Here is a 21,350-nt window from a genome sequence, read left to right as displayed (position 1 = left end):
ATCTTTGATTGCCGACGACCGCAAACCGCTCAATCCGAAGCGTTTGAGCGCCTGTCGCACAAACCGGATTCCGTTTTCCGCCCATGTCTTTGTCAAGCCGCCAGCCAGTCATCATCGCGCTGATCGTCGCCAGTGCCTATTTCATGGAGAATCTGGATGCGACGGTGATCGCGACCGCCCTGCCCCACATGGCCGCCACATTCGGCGTCACGTCCGTGAGCCTGAGTATCGGCATGACGGCCTATCTGCTGGCGCTCGCGGTTTTCATTCCAATCAGTGGATGGGTGGCGGACCGCTTTGGGCAACGCTCGGTGTTCGGTGGCGCGATCATCGTGTTCACCGGCGCCTCCATACTTTGCGGGCTGAGCAACGGCCTCGTCGAATTCACCATTGCGCGAATCCTGCAGGGAATCGGCGGCGCGATGATGGTGCCGGTAGGCCGCCTCGCCGTGCTACGCAGCACCGAAAAGCGTCACCTGATGCGCTCGATAGCCTACATCACGTGGCCCGGCCTCGCCGCACCGGTGTTAGGTCCGGCGTTGGGCGGCTTTATCTCGACCTATTTCAACTGGCGCTGGATCTTCCTGCTAAACATACCGATCGGTTTGCTGGGTCTGGTGCTCACCGTCCTGTTCATTCCGAACTACCGCGAACCCACTCGCCGCCCCTTCGATGTGTCGGGGTTCGTGCTGAGCGGTATCGCGCTGACTTGCCTGATGTACGGCATGGTCCTGATCGGGCAACTGCATAGCGACTGGCGCATCACGACCGCCGCGCTGATCTGCGGCTTTGCCGCCGCAATCCTGGCGATACGGCATTTCGGCCGCGCCGACCATCCCCTGATCGATCTTTCGCCCTGGCGAATTCCGACGTTCCGCGTGACCCTCGACGGCGGCTCGTTATATGTCGTATCGGTTAGCGTCTCCCCCTTCCTGCTACCGCTGCTGTTCCAGCTCGGCTTCGGGATGAATGCGTTTGCTGCGGGTTTGCTCGTGCTCGCGTACGCGGCCGGCAATCTGGGCATGAAGACCGTCACCACGCCGATCCTCAAACGCTTTGGCTTTCGCAAGGTCATGATCGTCAACGGAATGCTTACCGCCGCGACCATTGCTTTGTGCAGCCTGCTTGCGCCGGACACGTCGCGCGCGCTGATCATGCTGGTGCTGCTGGTTGGCGGGCTGTGCCGGTCGATGCAATTCACGAGCATCAACACGCTCGCGTTCGCGGACGTCCCACCGGCGCGGATGAGTTCAGCGAGCACATTCTTCAGTATGGTCCAGCAGATGACCATCGGCCTCGGCATCGCATTTGGCGCGATCGCGCTACACGTTGCGGTCCTGGTTCATGGCAATCACGCACAGCTCTCGCTGGCCGATTTCCGCCTGGCCTTCCTGCTAGTGGCTGTGCTGGTGCTGTTCTCGGTCCTCTACTTTATCGGCATAGAACCGGATGCAGGCCGGGAGGTGAGTGGCCATAGGCGGGCCGCATCGCGATAGCGCCGAATTGAACCGTGTGATTCCGCATGCCGTGATGGGCATCACCGCCAAAGTTGAACAGAGAGATAGTCCGTGCAGGAAAAAAGCGTTACCCCGCGCCCAGGACGACCGGCCGCCTCGACTGGTGTCTTGCCAGTAGTAGACGCAGCGGTCGCCCGTAGCGCCTCGCAACAGATGTTGATTCTCGTCGGCATTTGCATCGCCGTGCTCGTGCTGCCGCTGAATTTCGGCGGTGCGGCCGTGTCCGCGCCGTCCATCGGCACCGCCCTGGGAGGCAGTCCGGTGGCGGTCAACTGGATTCTCAACGCCTTCATGCTGAGCTTCGGCAGCAGTCTGATGGCCTCGGGAGCGCTTGCCGACCTGTTCGGACGAAAGCGTGTATTCGCCATTGGCGTGGTGCTCTTCGCGTTGACGTCACTTGGGATCGCCGCGGCGCCGACCCTGTTGTGGGTCGATTTTCAGCGCGCGCTACAGGGCATTGCCGCCGCGTTTGTGCTGGCCGGTGCGTCGGCAGCACTCGCACAGGAGTTCGACGGACCTGGGCGCGCCCGCGCGTTCAGCATGCTCGGCACCACCTTCGGTATCGGCTTGGCGCTTGGCCCACTACTCGCCGGGTTTCTCACGGAGACGTTCGGTTGGCGTTCGTTCTTCCTGGTCGATGCCGCCATCGGCTTGGCCGGATTTGCACTCGGCGTTCCGAAGCTAAGAGAATCGTACGACCCGAGTGCCACGGGTCTCGATTGGCCTGGCGCCGCCAGCTTCACCGCCGCGCTGACACTCTTCACGTTCGGGCTGTTGCAAGGCCCGGAAAGCGGCTGGGAGAGTCCTCTCATTATTGGATTGTTCTCAGGCGCCGTGGCGATGTTCATCGCGTTCGTCCGCATCGAAAGGCGTGCTTCCCGGCCCATGCTCGACCTGTCGCTGTTTCGCTATCCGCGCTTCGTGGGTGTGCAGGCGCTCCCGCTGGCGACGGCATTTTGTTACGTTACGCTGCTTCTGGTCTTGCCTACGCGCTTTATCGGAATCGAAGGACATTCTGCGATCGACGCCGGCTTGATGATGCTCTCGCTATCGGCGCCGATGCTCTTTGTTCCTATCACGGCGGCACTGCTCACGCGATGGATGTCGGCCGGCGTCATTTCAGCGGCCGGCCTCATCATCGCGGCGCTCGGTATGCTTTGGTTCAGTGGCATCGCGCCTGACGCGCCATCCGGCAGCCTGACACTTCCGCTGTTCATCATCGGAGTCGGAGCCGGTCTGCCGTGGGGCCTGATGGATGGCTTGTCAGTCAGTGTCGTTCCAAAGGAACGCGCGGGCATGGCAACCGGCATCTTCAGCACGACGCGTGTAGCCGGAGAGGGCATGACGCTCGCAATTGCCGGCGCGGTGCTGGCGGTCCTCACGCGTCTACGGCTATCCGACGCACTCGCAGCGTTCCCGTCCGTTTCGCGCGAGGCCGCCGCGCAAGCCGCCCAGCGCGTGGCAACCGGCGATCTCCCACAGGCCATCGCTCTTCTGCCCGCGCTGGGGCAGCCCATTCTCGCGCAGGCATACGACAGCGCATTCCGTATCCTGCTTCACATTCTCGTGGCGATCACACTGGCCTCCGCGCTCGTCGTGCTTGGATTTCTCGGTCGCACGCCATCCGCCACGGGCCCGACCGACGCCGGTCCCGCGCTTCTGGGCGGCGAAGGGGCGGTTGATTGAGAACACGTGTGAGGTGAATTGGCGATGCGTCATGCGCCCGCCTCGCGCCCCCGGTCTGTGACGTTTCCTCACAAAGTCAATATTTTTCGTGCATTGTCGTACCCTTGGTCAGGGCGCTTAATCATCCTCTAGAGGATTCCGTAACGCGTAAATCTGGAGGAAGCCATGGATCTCGGGCCGCGCAAACCTGCGATTTCCGATCGGTTGATGAAGCGGATCGCCTGGCGGCTCGCGCCGCTGATGATCGTGATGTACATCGCGAACCAGCTTGACCGCGCGAACATCGGCTATGCGGCGCTGACCATGAACGCCGAACTCCACATGACGACGGCGCAATACGGCTTCGCGGCAAGCCTGTTTTTTCTCGGCTATATTCTGTTCGAAGTGCCGAGCAATCTGTGCATGCATCGGTTTGGCGCGCGGCTGTGGATGACGCGCATTCTGCTCAGTTGGGGTCTGCTCTCCTCGCTGACGAGCTTCGTCCCTGACTCCCGCTGGCTTTATATCGCCCGCTTCTTTCTCGGCGCGTTCGAAGCCGGCCTGTTTCCGGGCATGGTGTATTACCTGACGCTGTGGATGCCGGCGCGCAACCGCGTATGGATGATGTCTCTGTTCGTGACAGCAATCCCGCTAACCGGCGTGCTCGGGGCACCGGTGTCCACCTGGCTGATGGCACATGCGAATGTGTTCGGCATCACCGGCTGGCGCGCAATGATTCTGCTGGAGGGGGTCCCTGCAATCGTCCTGGCCGGGATCGTCTATTTCCGGCTGACGGACGACCCGTCCCGCACGCACTGGCTTTCCGCTGCGGAAAAGAGCGAAATCGCCGCGGCGCTGGCTGCCGAACGGGCCGAGGCGGCGGCCGCCACCTCGCCGTCGAGCGCCTGGAAAGCGCTCGGCAATCCGAAAGTCTGGGCGCTGGGTGTCGTCTACTTCGGCACCAACGCCGGCATCATCGGCCTGCTCTATTTCCTGCCGCAAGTCGTTAAAACGTTTGAAAGCATTTTCGGGGTGAAGTACAGCCTCGTGGATATCGGACTGATCACAGCGATTCCATTCGGCGTGGCCGTCGTCGCGACGCTCATCTGGGGCCGCGTCGTGAGTCGCCACCAGGTCGGCGCCTGGCACGTAGCCGGCCCGTTGCTGGTGTGCGCGGCCGCACTCTCGGTAGCCCTGCTGCTGAAATCTCCCTACCAATCGATCATTGCCCTTTCGATCGGCTCCGCGGCCTGCTTCTGCAGCATTACGACCTTCTGGCAATTGCCGAGTCGTATCCTCACCGATCGCGCCGCAGCGGCCGGCATCGCGCTAATCACAAGCATCGGGGTATCGTCAGGATTCTTGCTGCCCTATTTCATCGGATGGGTGAAGGATACGACCGGCACATTTATCCTCGCGTTTGTGGGCATCGCCATGACGATGGTGCTCGCCGCGATCACGGTCACGCTGCTCGAAACGCGTCGGCGAAAAATTAGCCAGCCGCAGCTTGCCAGTGAATAAGCGCGGCCGGCGCATCGCCGTCCTTAGGACTATCATCGAGGGACCCATTGCCCATTTCCTTTCGCCAGCAAGGATTCTCGATGCGCCGCGGTGTCCCCAGTCTCAGTGCGCTGCAAGCTTTTGAAGCCGCCGCGCGCCATGAAAGTTTTTCGAAAGCCGCGATCGAGCTGTCGCAAACGCATGGCGCAGTGTGCAAAAAGGTCAACGAGCTCGAAGCTCATCTGGGCATCGCCCTGTTCGAGCGGGTGCGTCAGCGCCTGGTATTGTCCGCGGCTGGCGCAGAGTACGCGCGGAGAATTCGGGTTCATCTCGACCAGATTCGCCGGGATACGCTCGAGCTGATGCGCCAGCAAAGCGAAGTGAAGATCCAGTTGGCCGTCGGCGTCACGTTCGCGTCTCAATGGCTGATTCCGCGCCTGCGTGACTTCTACGAGTCCAACCCGGACCTGCAACTTCATATCATGGGGCGCGACCAGCCGACGTTCTTCGACAATTCAAGCTTCGATGCCGCGATCTATTTCGGGCAGAGCTTATGGCCCGCTATGCCCGGACAACCGCTCGTGAGCGACGATGAGATTCTGGCTGTCTGTGCGCCCGAGTTAGTAGGCGGGCACGGTAGCCTGAGCAGTGAAAAGATCAGTGCGCTGCCGTGGATACACACCCGCGATCTTCCGCGCGCGTGGCTTGCATGGTCAGAAAGCGCGTCCACGCAGCTCACCGAACATCGTGCGGCGGACCAGCATTACGACATGTTCATCATGGCAATCAACGCCGCGATTTCAGGACTGGGCGTGGCCTTGCTTCCGCGCATCCTGATTGAACGGGAGCTGCGCAGCGGTGCACTCGTCCAGGTGCATCCTCATTCGATCCCGAATCCGGAGACTGTCTACTACTCATTTCCCGAACAGAAACGTGACTGGGAGCCGCTTAAACGCTTCGATCGATGGCTATGCGCCGCCGTGCGCGACTATCGCGAAGGCTGCCGGCTCGACCGCACGGCAGCCTTCGAAGCGACGCTTGCGCCAAACTGAGGCCGGCGGTATGAGCACGTCCGTGTTCAAGCGAGTTCGCGCAGATCAGGGCTGTCGCGCAGGAGTTGCTGGTAGAGCCCCTGGAAGCTGAGCCACGCGACGTAGTCGGACCCCAGTTGCGCGTGCGTGGTCCGCGCGTCCTCGTCCGATAGCGGCTCAATGGGACCCGCCGCCTCGGCCAGCAACTGCACCTGGCAGCAACGCTCCATTGCAATGAAACGGTACGCCGCGGCGTCGACCGATGAACCGACAGTCAGCAAGCCATGATTGAGCAGAACGGCGGCGCGCCTGGTGCCCATTGTCTGCGCGATTCGGCGACCCTCGTCCGTCGCGAGCACGACCACGTCGCCTCGAAACAGGACGTGATCGTCGTAGAAGAGACAGGCTTCCTGATTGAGCGGAGCAAGAAGCCGTGCGCGCGCTGAAAACGCGCGGCCGGAAGGCGTGTGTGTATGGGCTGCGGCAACGACGTTCGGATTCGCGCCGTGAATACCGCAGTGAATCGCCGCGGCAGCGGCGTTGACGGGTCCGGTCCCATGGTAAACGTTGGCCTCCTCGTCGATACACACGAGATCGTCGGGATGGATGGACGAAAAATGCTGTGCGTACGGATTGACCCAGAACCGGTCGTGAAACTCCGGGTCGCGCACCGTGATATGCCCGGCTATGCCTTCGGCCAGTCCGAATCGCGCAAAGATGCGAAATGCCGCAGCCAGTTTGAGCTTGCGATGTTGCCGTTCATCGTCGAGGCTGGCGAATACCGGCGGCTCCGGCAAGCGGCCGCCGATTGGTTTCGGAATGTGCAACTCGCGGACTTCCGCATGGCCCATGACTTACTCCTTCGTGCTGGTCTGAGCCTTGATTTTCGTGTGCACAGACGACACCGTCCATCGACGATTTGTCACAAGGTCGCTTCTTGCGCTCACACGCGCCGCCTCGTGATTCGACCGTGGTGTCCAGATACGCAAGGAAGCGTCCGGCGCCGGGTCATGAAACGTGGTGTAAATGAAAATTCAATCGCAAGTGTTTCGGTAGTCATGCGATACTCGTTTTTTGACAAACCGAACCCAGGTCGGATGCTGTCCGATTAACTGAGGCCTGCTGATTACCCACCAGGTCGACATACACGTCAGCCACATCAGGCAACCACCAAACACCTCGCGGCCCCATACTTTCCCCATGGAAACACATTGCGACGATGCGCTTTGCGCCGACGAAAACGCGCAAAAGAAAACCGATGATCTTGCGCGCGACATCATCGAGCAGATCGCCGATAAGTGGACCATTCTGGTGATCGATGCACTTGGGACTGACGGCGAGATGCGTTTTTCACGCCTGCGCGAACACATCGGTGGCGTCAGTCAGAAGATGCTCACGAAGACGTTGCGCCAACTCGAGCGCGACGGCCTGGTTTCGCGCCACGTGCATCCGGTGATACCGCCGCGTGTCGACTATCGGCTGACACCGCTGGGAGGCAGCCTTCTGGACAAAATCTGCGGAATCTGGGATTGGGCGGAAAGTCACATGAGCGAAATGGAAGCGGCGCGGCTGCAGTTCGATCGCGGAGAAAAGCGGGTAAACACCTCGCGCTCACCCAACGGAGCGACTCTTTAGACCGCGAGGTTGAAACTTGTGAGTTGTGAAGGCGCGCGGCGCTTTGATGCCGACGCTTTGCTCTTACGGCGCCGCGGCGATCTCGGCCATGATCTCGTTGAACCGCCCTGCCGAATGCAAAATCTCGGCCATCGTCGCCCCGGTGTCGCGATTCAGGCTGTGCGCTTGCGCCGTGCCGGCGGGACTGTCCACTCCCCGCCCTCCTCAACGTGTTCCGTCAGCTTGTCGATGCAGTGAAACAGCACTCGCTTTTCCTCCGTTGACAGAACGGACATGAGTTGCTCGTCGAACATTTTGCCGATCCGATCGCACTTGCTGACGATCGTCTTGCCCTTCCTGGTCAAGTTCAGGTTGATGACGCGTGCATCCGTCGTGCCGGTAGAACGCGTCAGTAAGCCACGGTTGGCTAGCGTGGTCACCAGCTTTGAAACCAGCGTCTTCTCAAGATATGTCAGCTCGATGAGCGGACCGAGAGAGATACCCGGCTGCATACCGACGAAGCGCAGCACGCGCAAATCGCGCAGGGTGACATCGCATTCGGCTTCGTAAAGGCCAGACGCCACGCCCTTGGCCAACTCACTGAGTACGTCGAGGCGAAAATTCAGATGCTCCAGTCTTGGATACGGCGCCTTCGACATGCTGTTCTCCTATTCCCATACTCTGATTTAGTTGCACACCACAACTTTTGAATTTTACGCGTTTCCCGCACGGAACTTATCACCGTATGGCAACTCGCCAGATGTCCTCTGCCCGCGGCATGAATCTTCTGATGTAGCCACGTTGGTACGACACATCAACTTTTAGCCGATTCTCGCACCGACTCAAAATCCCACGTTCCTTTCAACAGCCCTTCGCCGACGACCATGGCGTTTAGCCCTCATGTAGTGCGTGGCCGATTTCGTTGTGCCCGCTGCACCTTCCTTGCGCGCATCCGCACTCTTTCCGACCATGGTAGTGGGTTCACGTCGGCTTGAAAATACCCGATTCGCGCTTGCATACAGGGTTTTCGATCGATGGCATGCTTTATGCGATTCCAATCAATGTGAATATTTCAATTGTTGCAATTTGCATCTATATGTCGTCGGCGACCGACGAATCCAGCAACAAAGCTCCCCGGTCGAGTCCTTCCAGATCGTCGACAAACCGTGTGCCCACTCTGCCCTGAGCGGTCACGCAAACCAAGAGAAGTGATTCAGGTTCAGCACGAGGATCAGCATGTCAGTTCAATTAGCGTTGCGAAACATTCGAAAATCCTTCTCCGGCAAACAGGGATCGGTCGATGTGCTGGGTGGCCTGTCGTTCGACATCAACGAACGGGATTTCGTCAGCATCATCGGCCCGTCGGGCTGTGGCAAGACGACAGTGTTCAACGTGATCGCCGGCCTCCTGGAACCCGACAGCGGCGAGATCGTCTATCGAGGGCAAGCGGTGACCGGCTTGCGCGGCAAAGTCGGCTACATGATGCAGCGTGACCTGCTGTTGCCGTGGCGCACCGTATTGCAGAACGTCCTGATCGGTCCCGAGTTGTCCCGCATGCCGGCTGCGCAAGCGCGCGAAACGGCAATGGAATACCTGAACACCTACGGCCTCGCGGGTTTCGAAAATGCCTATCCGCGCATGCTGTCCGGTGGCATGCGCCAGCGCGTCGCGCTGATCCGCACCTTGATCAATGATCCCGACATCATCCTGCTCGATGAGCCGTTTTCGGCGCTCGACTATCAGACCCGGCTGTATCTGGAAGGCGTGCTGATGGAAGCGGTCGAGACGTTCCACAAGACGGTCGTACTGGTCACGCACGACATCGACGAAGCAGTCGCGCTATCGAAGCGTGTGGTGGTACTGGGCGGACGGCCTTCGCAAGTCAAGAAGGTCTATGACATCGAGATCGGCGCGCGCACGCCGATCGGTGCGCGCAGCGATCCGAACTTTTCTGGTTACTTTCACGCGCTGTGCGCGGAACTCGATATCCAGACCGAGGTGAAGGCAGCATGAACCATTCCGCATCCATCAATAGCACGAAAGTGTCGGCGCCACGCAGCCAGACGCATTCGCGCCCCATTCTGAATACCGGATGGGGACGCACAGTCCTGCAGCTCGTCGCCGTGATTGCATTCTTTGCGATATGGGAAGGCGCCGCGCGGCTTGGCTGGGTATCCAACTTCCTGGTCGGCTCGCCGACGAAAATCTACGACGCTCTCGCTCGCTCCGCTGAATCAGGCGACCTCTTCGTCGATATCGGCTACACCATGTTCGAAGCGATGCTCGGCTTTCTGTTCGGCACGGCGGTCGGCTCGGTCTGCGGCCTCGCGCTATGGTATTCGCCATTCGTCGCACGACTGATCGAGCCGTTTATCGTCGCGATCAACAGCGTGCCGAAGATCGCCTTCGCCCCGATTGTGATTCTCTGGTTCGGCACCGGACTCGTTTCGAAAGTTGCGCTGGCAATTTCGCTGACAGCGATCGTCGCGCTGATCGCCGCTTACGAGGCGGCGAAAGAGGCAGATCCTGATCTTCAGGCGCTGCTCGTCACGCTCGGTGCGAACAAAAACGATGTGTTCCTGAAGGTCGTTATCCCGTTCACGCTGCCTTACGTGATCTCGACGTTCCGCATCAACATCGGCTTTGGTCTGGTGGGCGCAGTGGTGGGGGAATTCATTTCGTCAGAGAAAGGGCTCGGCCACATGATCTTTACCGCCTCGAGTCTTTACGACCTGAACACCGTGTGGGCCGGCCTCTTCGTGCTGATGGCGATCGGCTTCGTGTTGTATTTCCTGATTGACCTGGTCGAACGCAAGCTGCTGCCGTGGCGACAGATATCGAATGCACCGACGCTACGGGTTTGACGCCATCGCCACTCAAGCTCGAATTGTTTGCTTTTTGCCCGTCAATCTAACCTTTCTCTGGACCTGAAAAATGGCAATCCTTGCAAGAAAAATGCTGGTTGCTTTGACAACAGCAGTCGCAGTTTCGGCCGCCACCATCGCAACGCCCGTCCTCGCCGCCAACAAAAAAGCCGTTATTTCGCAGGCTTTCCAGTCGATGCTGTATCTGCCCCTTTACGTCGCCATCGACGGCGGTTTCTTCACCAGGGAGGGGCTGGACGTGACAAAGCAGACTGCGGGCAGTCCGAGCGCGGCGTTGTCGGCAGTATTGTCGGGAAGTGCGGACTTCTCGCTGCATGGTCCCGAATGGACCGCGGTCGCCGCCGAAAAAGGCGCGGATGTCGATGTGATCGCCAACGTTGTGAACGGCGCGGCGGTGTGGATCGTCACTTCGCCGGATAGCAAATTCACCGGCATCAAGGACGTGAAGGGCCAGACAGTCGTGTCGGGACAAATGCCGACGACCAGCACGTCGCTGTTCTTCAAGTTGCTGAAAGAGAACGGCATGTCGCCCGCTGACGTAAAACTATCCCAGGTACCGCTCGGCTCCGAGATCGGTCCGCTGGTTGCCGGCCAGTCCAAGGTTGCGGTGATGTATGAACCCGGCCTTGATCAGGCCGTTGCCAGAGGCATGAAGGTGGTGCTCGGCTTTCCGAAGTTGTACGGCGAATACGCATTCTCGTCCATCTCGGCGAAGAGGAGCGTGGACCCCGATGTGGCGGCGCGGTTCGTGAAAGGTATGGAACAGGCACTCGTCTTCATGCAGAACAATCCCACGGAAACCCTGGCGATCGCCCGCCGTGAGTTTCCAGGCCTCGATCCGGAGATCGTCAACGCTGCGGTGAAGCGCATGTTGAACGAAGGCGTGTATCCGAGGAACGTCGACATCACACCGAAAGCGCTGACGGTGGCAATGGATACGCAGATCTCGCTCGGCAACTTGAAGCAGCAGCCGAATTACAGCACGTTCGTCGTGCAGAACTACATTCATCAAGCACTAGCCGCAAAATGAACCATTCTTCCCCCTCCCCCACCATCCGCGAAATCCGCGACGCGATCCGCGCGGGAACCCGCACCATCGATCAGACTGTCCAGCAGGCATTTGATGCGGCACAACGGCTGCAACCCGAGTTGCAAGCGTTCATCCATCTGCCGGCGGCGCCGGTAATCAATCGCGCCGCTCCCCACGCACCGCTCGCGGGCGTCCCTGTCGGCGTGAAGGATCTGATCGATACGGCCGACATGCCCACTGCCTACGGGTCGCCGGCCTACGAAGGCCGCAGGCCCGACAAGGACGCATGGGTGGTCGCCCGTTTGCGCGAAGCCGGTGCTACGGTGCTCGGCAAAACGGTCACCACCGAGTTCGCCTGGCGTCAGCCAGGCGCCACGACCAACCCGTGGAACAGCAATCACACGCCTGGCGGTTCATCGAGCGGCTCGGCCGCGGCCGTTGCGGCCGGCATCGTACCGCTCGCGCTCGGCACGCAGACGTTCGGATCGGTCATCCGCCCCGCCGCGTATTGCGGTGTGGTTGGGGTAAAGCCGAGCTACGGCACGATTGCGCGGACCGGCGTGTTGCCGTTGTCAGGGTCGCTCGATCATCTTGGCGTTTTCACCACCAATGTCGCCGATGCAGTTCATGTGCTGTCGATTCTGGCGGGGAGCGATGCGGACGATCCCCACCCGTCGCATACCGGTCGCCAGAGAAAAGACCCGGGCGACGCGGCGAAGCGGCCGCCACGTATCGGCGTGTTGCGCGAGCAGATCGGCGGGGCGATCGATAAAGCGCAGCAACACGTGCTGAATCAGCTCGCCTTACGTTTGCGAGCTGACGGCGCAGAAATCGTCGGTGCGGACGTGCCGGCCGAACTGTTCGACGCTGCCCGGCATGCTTCGATCCTCGTCGCAGTTGAAGCAGCGCTGGTACACGGCGAACTGGTAGATCGTTCACCTGATCTTGTCAGCGCGCCGATCAAGGCTCTGGTCGCGGAAGGCCGAGCATTGCCCGCCACCGGGTATGCGAAAGCGAAGGCATTGCAGGTACAGATGGCGCTTCGCTTCGACCGGTGGCTCACCGAAGAAGCCGGACTGGATGCGCTGCTGGTAGCGCCGGCATCGGGCGAGGCGCCCCGCGGGCTCGACTATACGGGCGACGCGGCGTTCTGCGCACCCTGGACCTTCCTCGGCGTGCCGGCGGTGACGTTACCGGTGAACTTCGGTCCGGCGGGGCTGCCGCTTGGCGTGCAACTGGTCGGGGCGGGTCAGCACGACGCCGCGTTGCTGTCGCTTGCCGAGTGGGTGGAAGGCAGAACCGGCTGGAACATCGCGGTTGCGTCTCGCTGAGGCCGGCTTCGTTGTGCACAACAGTATCAAGTGATCATGCGAAAGCCGTAGCGGCTGAGCGGGTAGTGAAGTTCGATTGAGGGTTTGAGGAAATATGTCTGCAGAATTTTTAAATCCGGTGCGGGGCATCCGCGGGATGGCGGTGACACCCCATGCGCTGGCGTCGCAAAGCGCGCTCGCGATCCTGCGCGACGGCGGCAATGCCGTCGAGGCGATGATTGCCGCCGCGGCGACCATCGCAGCGGTGTATCCGCATATGAACAGCATCGGCGGCGACGGCTTCTGGTTGATTTCGCGGCCGGGCGAAGAGCCGGTCGGCATCGAGGCATGTGGAGCGGCGGCATCAGCGGCGACGATCGACGCCTATCGCGCACGCGGCCTGCAATCGATTCCGTTTCGCGGACCGCTGGCGGCGAATACGGTGGCCGGCACAGTGTCGGGTTGGGCGTTGGCGCATCAGTGGTCCACTGACACGCTCGGCGGCAAGCTGCCGGTCGCACGGCTGCTGGAAGACGCGATCGCCTACGCAGGCGGCGGTATTCCAGTCACGCGCAGTCAGTCCGAATGCGTCGCGCTCAAACGGCAGGAACTCGAATCGGTCGCGGGGTTCGCACAGACGTTTCTGACGGGTGACGACCCGTCCGGCGTGCCGGCTGTCGGCGACCGCTTTGTCCAGCCGCGCCTCGCCGCGACACTCGAGCGCCTCGCCCACGCGGGTCTCGACGACTTCTACCGGGGCGACCTCGCCCGCAGCATCGCGGCCGACCTGCGCGCCCTCGAAAGTCCGCTGTCGCTAGCCGACCTCGAACGGCATCGCGCAAGGCTGCGCACGCCGCTGGCACTCACGCATTCGCTCGGCACGATCTACAACATGCCGCCGCCCACACAAGGGCTTGTCTCGCTGCAGATTCTCGGTGTGCTTGACCGTGTCTTGCGCGACGATATGGATCCGCTCGGCCCGGAGTACGTCCACGCGTGCGTGGAGGCAACCAAGCTCGCGTTCGCCATCCGCGACAAGCACATCACCGACCCGGATTACATGGACATCGATCCGCAGGCGTTGCTTGCGCCGCCTGTGCTCGACGCCATGGCCGAGCGGATTTCGATGTCCGCGGCGGCCCCGTGGGGTCGCGGTCTCGGACCGGCCGACACAGTATGGCTCGGCGTGATCGACGCCGACGGCGTAGCCGTCAGCTTCATCCAGAGCATCTATCACGAGTTCGGCAGCGGCCTCGTGCTTGCGGATTCGGGCATCAACTGGCAAAACCGCGGCTGTAGCTTCTCGCTCGATCCGTCTGCGCGCAATCCGCTAACGCCGGGACGACGGCCGTTTCACACGCTAAACCCGGCACTCGCGCGCTTCAATGACGGACGCACGATGGTGTACGGAAACATGGGCGGCGACGGCCAGCCCCAATCGCAAAGCGCCGTGTTTTCGCGCATCGCGCATTTCGGCTGGAATCCGCAAGCCGCAATCGATGCGCCTCGCTGGCTGCTGGGCCGGACCTGGGGGCGAAGCAATGAATCACTCAAGCTCGAGGCGCGGTTTCCCGCCAATACGTTCAACGTGCTGCGCCGTCTCGGCCATGAAGTCGAACAGATGCGGCCATACGACGAAGCAATGGGCCACGCCGGCGCGATTGTCCGGCACGGCAACGGATGTCTGGAGGCAGGCTTCGACCCGCGCAGCGACGGAGCCGCGGCTGGCTGGTAGGCGCATCCGCTAGACAGCGGGCGGCCGCGCCGCCCGCACCTTTTCTGAACCAATAACCCGCGAGCGTTCGCGCCCGCGGTAAGGACGGCGCACGTCCGTCCATCTGTCGATCTTTCAATCCAGAGCGGAGAAGCACCTTGAACACCCCCACGCAATCACTGAAAGGCGCCGCCTCACCCGCCGCGCAAACAGCCGGGTATACCCGCTGGATCCAGCTCGGACTCGGCCTTGTCTGCATGATGACGATTTCGAGTCCGCAATATGTATGGACGCTGATGACGAAGCCTCTCATGGCCAAACTCGGCATCGCGCTGCCGGAACTGCAGGTGACATTCTCACTGCTCGTGCTGCTGCAAGCATTTTTCTCACCATTCCAGGGCGCTCTGATCGATCGTTTCGGGCCGCGCCGGCTGATCTCGATCGGTACGTTGCTGGCAGGCCTCAGCTGGGTGCTCGCTTCGTACGCGCACAGTACGTCGATGCTGTACCTCACGTATGGCTGCGTCGGCGGTCTCGGCACCGGCATCGTCTACGTCGGCGTGGTGGGATTCGTGGTTCGCTGGTTTCCCGATCGACGCGGTTTCGCCGCCGGCGTAGCGGCCGCAGGCTACGGCATGGGCGCCATTGTCACCACCTTTCCAATCTCAGCCTCGCTGGCAACGCACGGTGTCGAATCCACGCTGTGGCTGTACGGCATCATCTTCGCAGCGGTCGGTCTCCTCGCCTCGCAGGGTCTGCGGGTACCGCCTGCGGCGGACAGTATCGGCTCGGCAGTATCCCGGGCAGCGGTCGCGACGCGCGACTACCGCCCATCCGAAATGCTCAGGACGCCGCTCTTCTGGCTGATGTTCCTGATGATGACGATGATGTCTACCTCGGGCCTCATGGTCACGTCGCAGATGGCAAGCTTCGCCGCCGACTTCGGGGTCAGCAAGGTGCTGGTCTTCGGGCTCGCCGCACTGCCGCTGGCACTGACGATCGACCGCTTCACGAACGGCCTGACGCGTCCGCTGTTCGGCTGGATCTCGGATCGGCTGGGGCGCGAAAACACGATGTGCTTCGCGTTCGCGCTGGAAGGTGTGGCGATGGCGCTCTGGTTGCTGACGCGCGACAACGCGGTTCTGTTCGTCTTGCTGTCCGGCGTGGTGTTCTTCGGTTGGGGCGAAATTTTTTCGCTGTTCCCTTCGACCCTGACCGATACGTTCGGTACCCGCTATGCCACCGCTAACTATGGATGGCTTTACATCTCGTTCGGCATCGGCTCGATCTTCGGCGGGCCGCTGGCCGCACTGCTGCATCAGCATACCGGCAGCTGGGTGCCGGTGTTCGGCTGTGCGATTGTGCTCGACCTGAGCACTGCCGCGCTTGCGATGTTCATGCTGAAGCCGAAGCGCGCGCGCTTTGCTGCAAACGTGCACCGATGATCGGCGATTTCTATCGGTTGCGCGGGTCATTTTCGATTATCTCCACTCAGATCCGCGCACCTATACTCATTTTTAACCAGCACGAAACGGCTGCCCGCGGCGTGGCAGATGACCGTTCATCCATCGCCGATGCGCAATGCGCCGAGCGTGTGTCTGACATTCAAACGGCGAATCAGGAGAACAGGCATGAGCAGAGCACCCGCAGCGGTCATGGCGTACGCCCAACCGAAAACATCGGTTCGCTGGAAGATATTCCTCATCATGTTGCTGCTGGTTACGGTCAACTACATCGACCGTGCCTCCCTGTCCGTCGCGATGCCGATGATCGCAAGCGAGTTCACGCTTACACCAGTCATGCAAGGCCTCATTATGAGTTCCTTCTTCTGGTCGTACACGCTGATGCAGATTCCTGGCGGCATGGCCGTCGACCGCTTCAAGCCGCGGCTCGTCCTCGCGTTGTGCACTTTGCTCTGGGGTGCCTTCCAGGGTCTTGGCGCATTGACGACCAATGCAGTGTCCCTGCTCGCCACGAGGCTCGGACTCGGTGTGGCGGAAGCACCCGTAGCCTCGGCGGGAGGTGCGCTCAATGCGATGTGGCTCACGCAGCATGAGCGGGTGCGCGGCGCATCGCTGATGGATGGCGGCTCGCCGCTCGGCGCGGCGCTCGGATCGGTGCTGATCACCTGGCTGATCGTAGTCGCGCACTCATGGCGCGCAGCGTTCGCGATTGCCGGCGTAGGCACGGTCCTGTGCGGCATCGGCGCCTGGTATTACATCAAGAATCAACCGCGCGAACACGCCGGCGTCAATGAAGCCGAAGCGGAACACATCGAGCAGGCCCGGCGGAAGGAAGATGAAAAAGAAGCGAAGAACCTGTCGGGCAATTCGCTCGATTTCTTCAGGTATCGCTCAGTGCTGCTGATGTTCGTCGGCTTCATGTGTTGCACGACGCTTTACTACGGCCTGTTGACCTGGATGCCCACCTATCTTCAGAAAGTGCAAGGCTTCAACATTCAGCAAATGGGCGGTGCCAGCTTCGTGATCTTCTTCTGCGGTTTCATTGGCGAACTCTTCGGCGCCTACGTCGCCGACAAGTGGCTCGCCAGCGGCGCCGCGCCGAACCGCGTCATGCGCACGATTTTCGGTATCGCTGGGGTAGTTGCCACGATTGCGGTGTTTTCGGTGGCACACGCGACGAGCCCCACGATGGTCGTGATCCTGCTGTCCATCACGCTCTTCTTTCTACGGTGGGGCGGACTGTACTGGTCGATCCCCGCAATGCTCGCCTCGCGCAACAAGGTGGGCACGCTCGGTGGGCTGCTCAACTTCGGCGGAAATATCGGCGGCATGGTGATCCCGATTGCGATTGGCGCGATCGTTCAGTTCACGGGCTCCTATTTCCTTGCGCTGATGTGCTTCGCCGCAATGGGCGTCGGCCTGCTGGTCTGTTCGGTCGGAATCGATTATGAAACGAAGATTCCGGTCTGAGCGAAACGTCACGCCTATCATGAACAACGTTGCAACTGAGATCGGAAAATGGGAATAGCAAAAGTCGAGGACATCATTGGCCAAACCGTCCGCCGCGACATTGGCCGCATGAAGCGGTTCGTTGAAGGTCAGCTGGAAGCGGCCGCGCGTTCGATCATCGGCACACCGAACGCCCACGTCGGTATCGTGACGGGTTTCTTCATACGCAATGCCGTGCCGCCCTCGCCGGAGACGGACGGGCTCGGCGGCATGGCCCATCTGGCCGCCGCACTTTCTAACCTCGGCATACCGGTCACAGTGATCTCGGATGCGCCATGCTGCAAGGCCGTCTGGGCCGTCACCACGGAATTGCCGAAAGACGTGGCGTTCGAGATCACCTCGGTGAGCGCGGCATCGGTCAGGTCATTGAGAGCCCGGTTAAGCGAGGCTGAACGTCCGATCACGCATATGATCGCAATCGAGCGGGTGTCCCCCGCGAGCGACGGCAAACCGCACCGCGAGTACGGCGCGGATATGTCAGACGATACCGCTCCGCTGCACCTTCTGTTCGAGGATCCCGAGTGGTCGCGTCCGTGGGTCACGATCGGCATCGGCGATGGTGGCAATGAAATCGGCATGGGCGTGCTGCCCGAGGAAATCGTCCACGACGACATTCCCAACGGCCCCTTGATCAGCGCAGCCATTCCCGCGGACTACCTGATCGTTTCCAGTGTTTCGAACTGGGGCGGTTGGGGTCTGGTATCCGCGATGGCAATGGTCGCGCCGCGAGACGCAGCCGCGCGGTTGCTCACCGACTTCACGCCGGAGCGCGACCGGGCGTATCTGGCAGCGGCGGTCGACGTCGGACAGGCGGTTGACGATAGCCGCATCGACCGCCCCGCGACGCCGAAGATGAGCGTCGACCGGTTGTCGTGGGAACAGCATGCACAGGTACTGACTCAGCTCAGAGCGCACGTCGACGGATACCTCGCAGCGCCGTTGCACGCGTGAGCGCCGCATTGTCGATGGCCTGCATGCGACTGCCCGCGCGCGTGATCGGGCTGTCGGCGACCGGGTGATGCTATTGCCGCGCCATGCTTGCACGACTGCTTATCTCTGCCCCAGCGCGATGGTGCTTAACACCGAAGGGTCGTGGCAAGTGCTTGAGCGACTCGCGAGCCGCCTGTAGGCAACGAGGTCCGCAAGCTAGAAGCCGTAGAGCCTCGCAGGATTTTCGACGAGGATTCGATGCCGCGTCGATTCATCAGGTATCCACAGCGTCAGATCATCCAGCAAGCGAGCGGCGTCCGGCTTGTTGTCTGCCGCTTGCGTCGGATGCGGCCAGTCCGATCCCCACAGCACCCTGTCCGCGGCAAGCTCGGCAAACCTGAGCGCGACCAGGCCGGCGTCGGCGTAGACCGGCGCTCCGCTTTGCGACACGAGATACGGTCCGCTCAATTTGACCCAGGTACGGCCGTTGGCCACCAGCGCCTCGACCATCCGGAACGCGGCATGCTCCGCGCCGCCCGGTTGCGGGATCTGCCCCATATGATCGATCACGAGGGGCGAAGACAGATTCGCCAGCAACTGCCGATGCGCGAGTAGCTGCCGGGCGGTGGCGTTGACCTGAATGTGCCAGCCGAGCGGTTCGATCCGCTTCGAGAGCGGCTCCATCATCGATACCGTGACGCCGACCAGGTATTCGAGGTTAAAGCGCAGCCCGCGCACGCCCCTATCGTGAAGGCCGGCCAGCTCACCATCCGTAACGGTAACGGGCACGGTCGCGATGCCGCGCGCGGTCTTTCCGAATTGCGCCAAAGCATCGAGCAGGCAACGGTTGTCGGTCCCATACGTAGACGGTTGAACGACGACATGTCGCTCGACGCCGAGCATTTGCTGCAGCGCGCGATAGTCGCCGACCGTCGCGTCCGGCGGCTGCAATCGCGCCGACGGATCAACCGGATACCGCGCGTCGTAGATGTGGTGATGACTATCGGTCGCGTTCGGTGGAACCGGAAAGCGCGGCCGGCCAAGGCCGCCGACGCGTGCGCGCTCGTCAGGGAAAGCAGATTCGCCGGGTGAGGCTGGCATGGTCGCGCGGCCGATCGCCGGGTTGCTACGCTCAGGGTCTTTGCCACCGTGGGAGATATCGCGGCGGTTTTGCTTCTGTTGCTTCAAGCGGCAACTCCTTTAGCCGGCGGGTCAATCGGTGCTACGAACTGTCCTGCTGCAAATGGTCAACGATCGCGGCGCGTTATGGTGCAACGAAAAGAGTGGACTACTATACGCATGCATTTTTTCCGGGAGATAATCAAAGTTAGCCACGTCATCTGATAGAAACCTTCGATCATGCGCATTTCTCTTCAGCAAATTGAAACCTTTTATTGGGTGGCGCGGTTAGGCGGATTTCATGCGGCAGCGCGTCATCAGCATCTCACGCAGCCGACCATTTCGGCACGCATCCAGGAGTTCGAAGAGCATCTCGGCGTGCAACTCTTCACGCGCAGCCGGACCCGCTCCGAACTCACGCTCGCCGGTCACGACGCGCTCGCCAATGCGGAACAGATGCTAAGGCTCGCCGAACGGCTCGAGCAGATTGCGAAGCGTACCGACCCCATGTACGGGCTTCTACGTCTCGGCGCGATCGAGTCCATCGCTCTCGCGGGGCTCGCGGATCTGCTGACGCAGCTCAAGTCGCGATATCCGCACATGAAGATCGAACTGACAATCGATGTGGGCGTCGCATTAGGACGCAAGCTCGGCGCTCACGAACTGGACATAGCGATACTGAACGATTCCACCGATGCGCCTCACGTGGTCGAGACTGCCATCGGCTACACTGATCTGCACTGGGTTGCGTCGCCGCAACTCGTACCCAACTGCAGTGTCGCGCCTCACGAGCTTGCGTCGGTGCCGATCATTACTGTCTCGCAGCCGTCATCGAACCATTCGCTTGTGATGAACTGGTTGCGCAGCGCCGGTTGCAATCCGGACAACATCAGCTCATGCAATTCCCTGTCGATGATGTCGCGACTGGTGGCGGCCGGACATGCGGCCGCCGTGTTGTCGCCCGCGATCATGCGCGCGGAGATCGATGCCGGGCTGATTCATGTGCTCAACACTGAACGGCCGATCACTCAGCAGGGGTTTTTTGTCGCCTATCAGGAAGAGTGTCTGAGCGGCGCGGACACCATCGTGGCGCTGGCAAAAGAGGTGCTCACACGCAGTCGCGTGCTGATTCCGGGGTAGCCGGCGCGAGGGCGCCGGTCAGCATGTCTAAGTCCACGCTTGAGTCTGCCTGCGAAAAGCGCCCCTCGATTCGCACCGGGCGCGCTTGTTCGCACGGCGGATCAATCGATGCGGAGCGGATCACCGTCGAATTCGACCAGGCAGCCGAAGCCGCCATGAAACAACGCTTCACGCGCATCTTCCGTCTTTCCCGTCGCGTTGATCTCAGCCGCGTACAGTTCGGCATCATCTTCCGGCGCGAAGCCGAGATAGCGCACGTTGGCGTTGTCCCAGCGATTGCGCGCGTTATTGGATACGCCGTACACGACCGCGAAGTGAAAGTCCGGATAGTCGATGCAACGGCGCGCCACCTGTACCATGTCGCGATGACTGATCCAGGTGAACAGGTGGCGCGGTGCCGTTGGCCGATTGTCCGGACGGAATGAACCGATCCGGATGCAGGCAACCGACATGCCATGCTTGTCCGCATACATCCGGCCTAGCGCCTCGCCGAACACCTTCGAGATGCCGTAGCGGCTGTCGGGGCGCGGCTCGACGCTGTTGTCGATCATCCGGTCGCGACGATGAAAACCCACTGCATGGTTCGAACTCGCGAACACCACGCGCTTGACGCCCGCTTGCCGGGCCGCTTCGAACACGTTGTAGCAACCCTCGATGTTCATATCGCGGATGCGTTCCCAGCGATCCTCGTCAGGAATGCCGGCAAGATGCACGACGACATCGACGCCCTGCATGACCGGCAGAAGATCCTCCAGCCGCGTGATGTCCGCGGTCACGATTTCCTCACCTGGCTGCGCGTCCGCCTGCGGCGCAATATCCGCGAGGCGCAGTTCATAGTGGCCCTGGAAACCGGCGCGAAGCACACGTCCAATGTGGCCGGCCGCGCCGGTAATCAGTACTCGAGTCATTGATACCCTCTCCGT

General features: G+C 61.3%; 20 protein-coding genes. 15 read left to right on the top strand and 5 right to left on the bottom strand.

What is annotated here, in order from left to right; genetic code table 11:
* The first annotated feature begins 83 nt into the window (after positions 1-83).
* The 4 genes from AC57B6_RS24935 to AC57B6_RS24920 all read left to right on the top strand — a co-directional run bounded on the left by AC57B6_RS24935 (position 84) and on the right by AC57B6_RS24920 (position 5,734).
* Complete coding sequence (locus AC57B6_RS24935; RefSeq protein ID WP_028194178.1) at positions 84-1,496, top strand: DHA2 family efflux MFS transporter permease subunit; 1,413 nt, start codon at positions 84-86, stop codon at positions 1,494-1,496.
* Between the two features lie 174 nt (positions 1,497-1,670).
* The gene (locus tag AC57B6_RS24930) at positions 1,671-3,203 is read left to right on the top strand and encodes an MFS transporter (RefSeq protein ID WP_496422444.1); all 1,533 of its coding nucleotides are present in this window, start codon (positions 1,671-1,673) and stop codon (positions 3,201-3,203) included.
* A 165-nt stretch (positions 3,204-3,368) separates the two neighbouring features.
* Positions 3,369-4,703, top strand: a complete 1,335-nt coding sequence (locus AC57B6_RS24925) for an MFS transporter (protein WP_496422288.1) — start codon at positions 3,369-3,371, stop codon at positions 4,701-4,703.
* 80 nt (positions 4,704-4,783) lie between these two features.
* Complete coding sequence (locus AC57B6_RS24920; RefSeq protein ID WP_046571816.1) at positions 4,784-5,734, top strand: LysR substrate-binding domain-containing protein; 951 nt, start codon at positions 4,784-4,786, stop codon at positions 5,732-5,734.
* Between the two features lie 26 nt (positions 5,735-5,760).
* On the opposite strand, the gene AC57B6_RS24915 is transcribed toward AC57B6_RS24920, so the two are convergent.
* Positions 5,761-6,564 (bottom strand): class II aldolase/adducin family protein, encoded by an 804-nt coding sequence (locus tag AC57B6_RS24915; protein WP_046571817.1) that lies wholly within the window; start codon positions 6,562-6,564, stop codon positions 5,761-5,763.
* 349 nt (positions 6,565-6,913) lie between these two features.
* On the opposite strand from AC57B6_RS24915, the gene AC57B6_RS24910 reads away from it, so the two are divergent.
* Entirely contained in the window at positions 6,914-7,348 is a 435-nt protein-coding gene (locus AC57B6_RS24910; protein WP_030099171.1) for a winged helix-turn-helix transcriptional regulator, read from the top strand.
* Positions 7,349-7,411: 63 nt separating this feature from the next.
* Here the strand turns inward: AC57B6_RS24910 and AC57B6_RS24905 are convergent, their stop codons facing one another.
* Both AC57B6_RS24905 and AC57B6_RS24900 read right to left on the bottom strand, forming a co-directional pair.
* Entirely contained in the window at positions 7,412-7,540 is a 129-nt protein-coding gene (locus AC57B6_RS24905) for a hypothetical protein (protein ID WP_454808022.1), read from the bottom strand.
* Positions 7,501-7,986, bottom strand: coding sequence for a MarR family winged helix-turn-helix transcriptional regulator (locus AC57B6_RS24900; protein WP_030099172.1), 486 nt, complete (start codon positions 7,984-7,986; stop codon positions 7,501-7,503). Before AC57B6_RS24900 ends, AC57B6_RS24905 begins: the two co-directional genes overlap by 40 nt.
* 577 nt (positions 7,987-8,563) lie before the next feature.
* Between AC57B6_RS24900 and AC57B6_RS24895 the strand changes: the two genes are divergently transcribed.
* From AC57B6_RS24895 to AC57B6_RS24855, 9 genes are all read left to right on the top strand, one after another.
* The gene (locus tag AC57B6_RS24895; protein WP_030099173.1) at positions 8,564-9,340 is read left to right on the top strand and encodes an ABC transporter ATP-binding protein; all 777 of its coding nucleotides are present in this window, start codon (positions 8,564-8,566) and stop codon (positions 9,338-9,340) included.
* Complete coding sequence (locus AC57B6_RS24890) at positions 9,337-10,191, top strand: ABC transporter permease (RefSeq protein WP_454808024.1); 855 nt, start codon at positions 9,337-9,339, stop codon at positions 10,189-10,191. Before AC57B6_RS24895 ends, AC57B6_RS24890 begins: the two co-directional genes overlap by 4 nt.
* A gap of 70 nt (positions 10,192-10,261) precedes the next feature.
* Positions 10,262-11,242 carry an ABC transporter substrate-binding protein gene (locus AC57B6_RS24885; protein WP_030099175.1) on the top strand — a complete coding sequence of 327 codons (981 nt, stop codon included), beginning with the start codon at positions 10,262-10,264 and terminating at the stop codon, positions 11,240-11,242.
* Positions 11,239-12,573 carry an amidase gene (locus tag AC57B6_RS24880; RefSeq protein ID WP_496422287.1) on the top strand — a complete coding sequence of 445 codons (1,335 nt, stop codon included), beginning with the start codon at positions 11,239-11,241 and terminating at the stop codon, positions 12,571-12,573. The genes AC57B6_RS24885 and AC57B6_RS24880 overlap by 4 nt, the downstream gene beginning before the upstream one ends.
* Positions 12,574-12,667: 94 nt before the next feature.
* Entirely contained in the window at positions 12,668-14,287 is a 1,620-nt protein-coding gene (locus AC57B6_RS24875) for a gamma-glutamyltransferase family protein (protein WP_030099177.1), read from the top strand.
* Positions 14,288-14,424: 137 nt separating this feature from the next.
* Positions 14,425-15,711, top strand: a complete 1,287-nt coding sequence (gene oxlT / locus AC57B6_RS24870; RefSeq protein WP_144192366.1) for an oxalate/formate MFS antiporter — start codon at positions 14,425-14,427, stop codon at positions 15,709-15,711.
* A 186-nt stretch (positions 15,712-15,897) separates the two neighbouring features.
* Positions 15,898-17,199, top strand: a complete 1,302-nt coding sequence (locus tag AC57B6_RS24865; RefSeq protein WP_035519172.1) for an MFS transporter — start codon at positions 15,898-15,900, stop codon at positions 17,197-17,199.
* A gap of 48 nt (positions 17,200-17,247) precedes the next feature.
* The gene (locus AC57B6_RS24860) at positions 17,248-18,189 is read left to right on the top strand and encodes a glutamate cyclase domain-containing protein (protein ID WP_106352669.1); all 942 of its coding nucleotides are present in this window, start codon (positions 17,248-17,250) and stop codon (positions 18,187-18,189) included.
* A 7-nt stretch (positions 18,190-18,196) separates the two neighbouring features.
* Positions 18,197-18,367, top strand: coding sequence for a hypothetical protein (locus AC57B6_RS24855; RefSeq protein WP_496422443.1), 171 nt, complete (start codon positions 18,197-18,199; stop codon positions 18,365-18,367).
* Between the two features lie 17 nt (positions 18,368-18,384).
* Here the strand turns inward: AC57B6_RS24855 and AC57B6_RS24850 are convergent, their stop codons facing one another.
* Complete coding sequence (locus AC57B6_RS24850; protein WP_496422286.1) at positions 18,385-19,356, bottom strand: amidohydrolase family protein; 972 nt, start codon at positions 19,354-19,356, stop codon at positions 18,385-18,387.
* Between the two features lie 171 nt (positions 19,357-19,527).
* On the opposite strand from AC57B6_RS24850, the gene AC57B6_RS24845 reads away from it, so the two are divergent.
* Positions 19,528-20,427 (top strand): LysR family transcriptional regulator, encoded by a 900-nt coding sequence (locus AC57B6_RS24845; protein WP_042273671.1) that lies wholly within the window; start codon positions 19,528-19,530, stop codon positions 20,425-20,427.
* Between the two features lie 101 nt (positions 20,428-20,528).
* Here AC57B6_RS24845 and AC57B6_RS24840 read toward each other — a convergent pair whose 3' ends face one another.
* The gene (locus tag AC57B6_RS24840) at positions 20,529-21,335 is read right to left on the bottom strand and encodes an NAD-dependent epimerase/dehydratase family protein (protein ID WP_252889754.1); all 807 of its coding nucleotides are present in this window, start codon (positions 21,333-21,335) and stop codon (positions 20,529-20,531) included.
* Between the last annotated feature and the right edge of the window lie 15 nt (positions 21,336-21,350).

This window comes from Paraburkholderia sp. BGA-UO-ETr-F12 (genome assembly GCF_059567945.1).
This window is presented reverse-complemented; position numbering and strand designations above follow the sequence as displayed.

Coding starts and splice junctions, on each gene's coding strand:
- AC57B6_RS24935 (WP_028194178.1), top strand. CDS start 84: ATGTCTTTGTCAAGCCGCCAGCCAGTCATCATCGCGCTGATCGTCGCC.
- AC57B6_RS24930 (WP_496422444.1), top strand. CDS start 1,671: ATGTTGATTCTCGTCGGCATTTGCATCGCCGTGCTCGTGCTGCCGCTG.
- AC57B6_RS24925 (WP_496422288.1), top strand. CDS start 3,369: ATGGATCTCGGGCCGCGCAAACCTGCGATTTCCGATCGGTTGATGAAG.
- AC57B6_RS24920 (WP_046571816.1), top strand. CDS start 4,784: ATGCGCCGCGGTGTCCCCAGTCTCAGTGCGCTGCAAGCTTTTGAAGCC.
- AC57B6_RS24915 (WP_046571817.1), bottom strand. CDS start 6,564: ATGGGCCATGCGGAAGTCCGCGAGTTGCACATTCCGAAACCAATCGGC.
- AC57B6_RS24910 (WP_030099171.1), top strand. CDS start 6,914: ATGGAAACACATTGCGACGATGCGCTTTGCGCCGACGAAAACGCGCAA.
- AC57B6_RS24900 (WP_030099172.1), bottom strand. CDS start 7,986: ATGTCGAAGGCGCCGTATCCAAGACTGGAGCATCTGAATTTTCGCCTC.
- AC57B6_RS24895 (WP_030099173.1), top strand. CDS start 8,564: ATGTCAGTTCAATTAGCGTTGCGAAACATTCGAAAATCCTTCTCCGGC.
- AC57B6_RS24890 (WP_454808024.1), top strand. CDS start 9,337: ATGAACCATTCCGCATCCATCAATAGCACGAAAGTGTCGGCGCCACGC.
- AC57B6_RS24885 (WP_030099175.1), top strand. CDS start 10,262: ATGGCAATCCTTGCAAGAAAAATGCTGGTTGCTTTGACAACAGCAGTC.
- AC57B6_RS24880 (WP_496422287.1), top strand. CDS start 11,239: ATGAACCATTCTTCCCCCTCCCCCACCATCCGCGAAATCCGCGACGCG.
- AC57B6_RS24875 (WP_030099177.1), top strand. CDS start 12,668: ATGTCTGCAGAATTTTTAAATCCGGTGCGGGGCATCCGCGGGATGGCG.
- AC57B6_RS24865 (WP_035519172.1), top strand. CDS start 15,898: ATGAGCAGAGCACCCGCAGCGGTCATGGCGTACGCCCAACCGAAAACA.
- AC57B6_RS24860 (WP_106352669.1), top strand. CDS start 17,248: ATGGGAATAGCAAAAGTCGAGGACATCATTGGCCAAACCGTCCGCCGC.
- AC57B6_RS24845 (WP_042273671.1), top strand. CDS start 19,528: ATGCGCATTTCTCTTCAGCAAATTGAAACCTTTTATTGGGTGGCGCGG.
- AC57B6_RS24840 (WP_252889754.1), bottom strand. CDS start 21,335: ATGACTCGAGTACTGATTACCGGCGCGGCCGGCCACATTGGACGTGTG.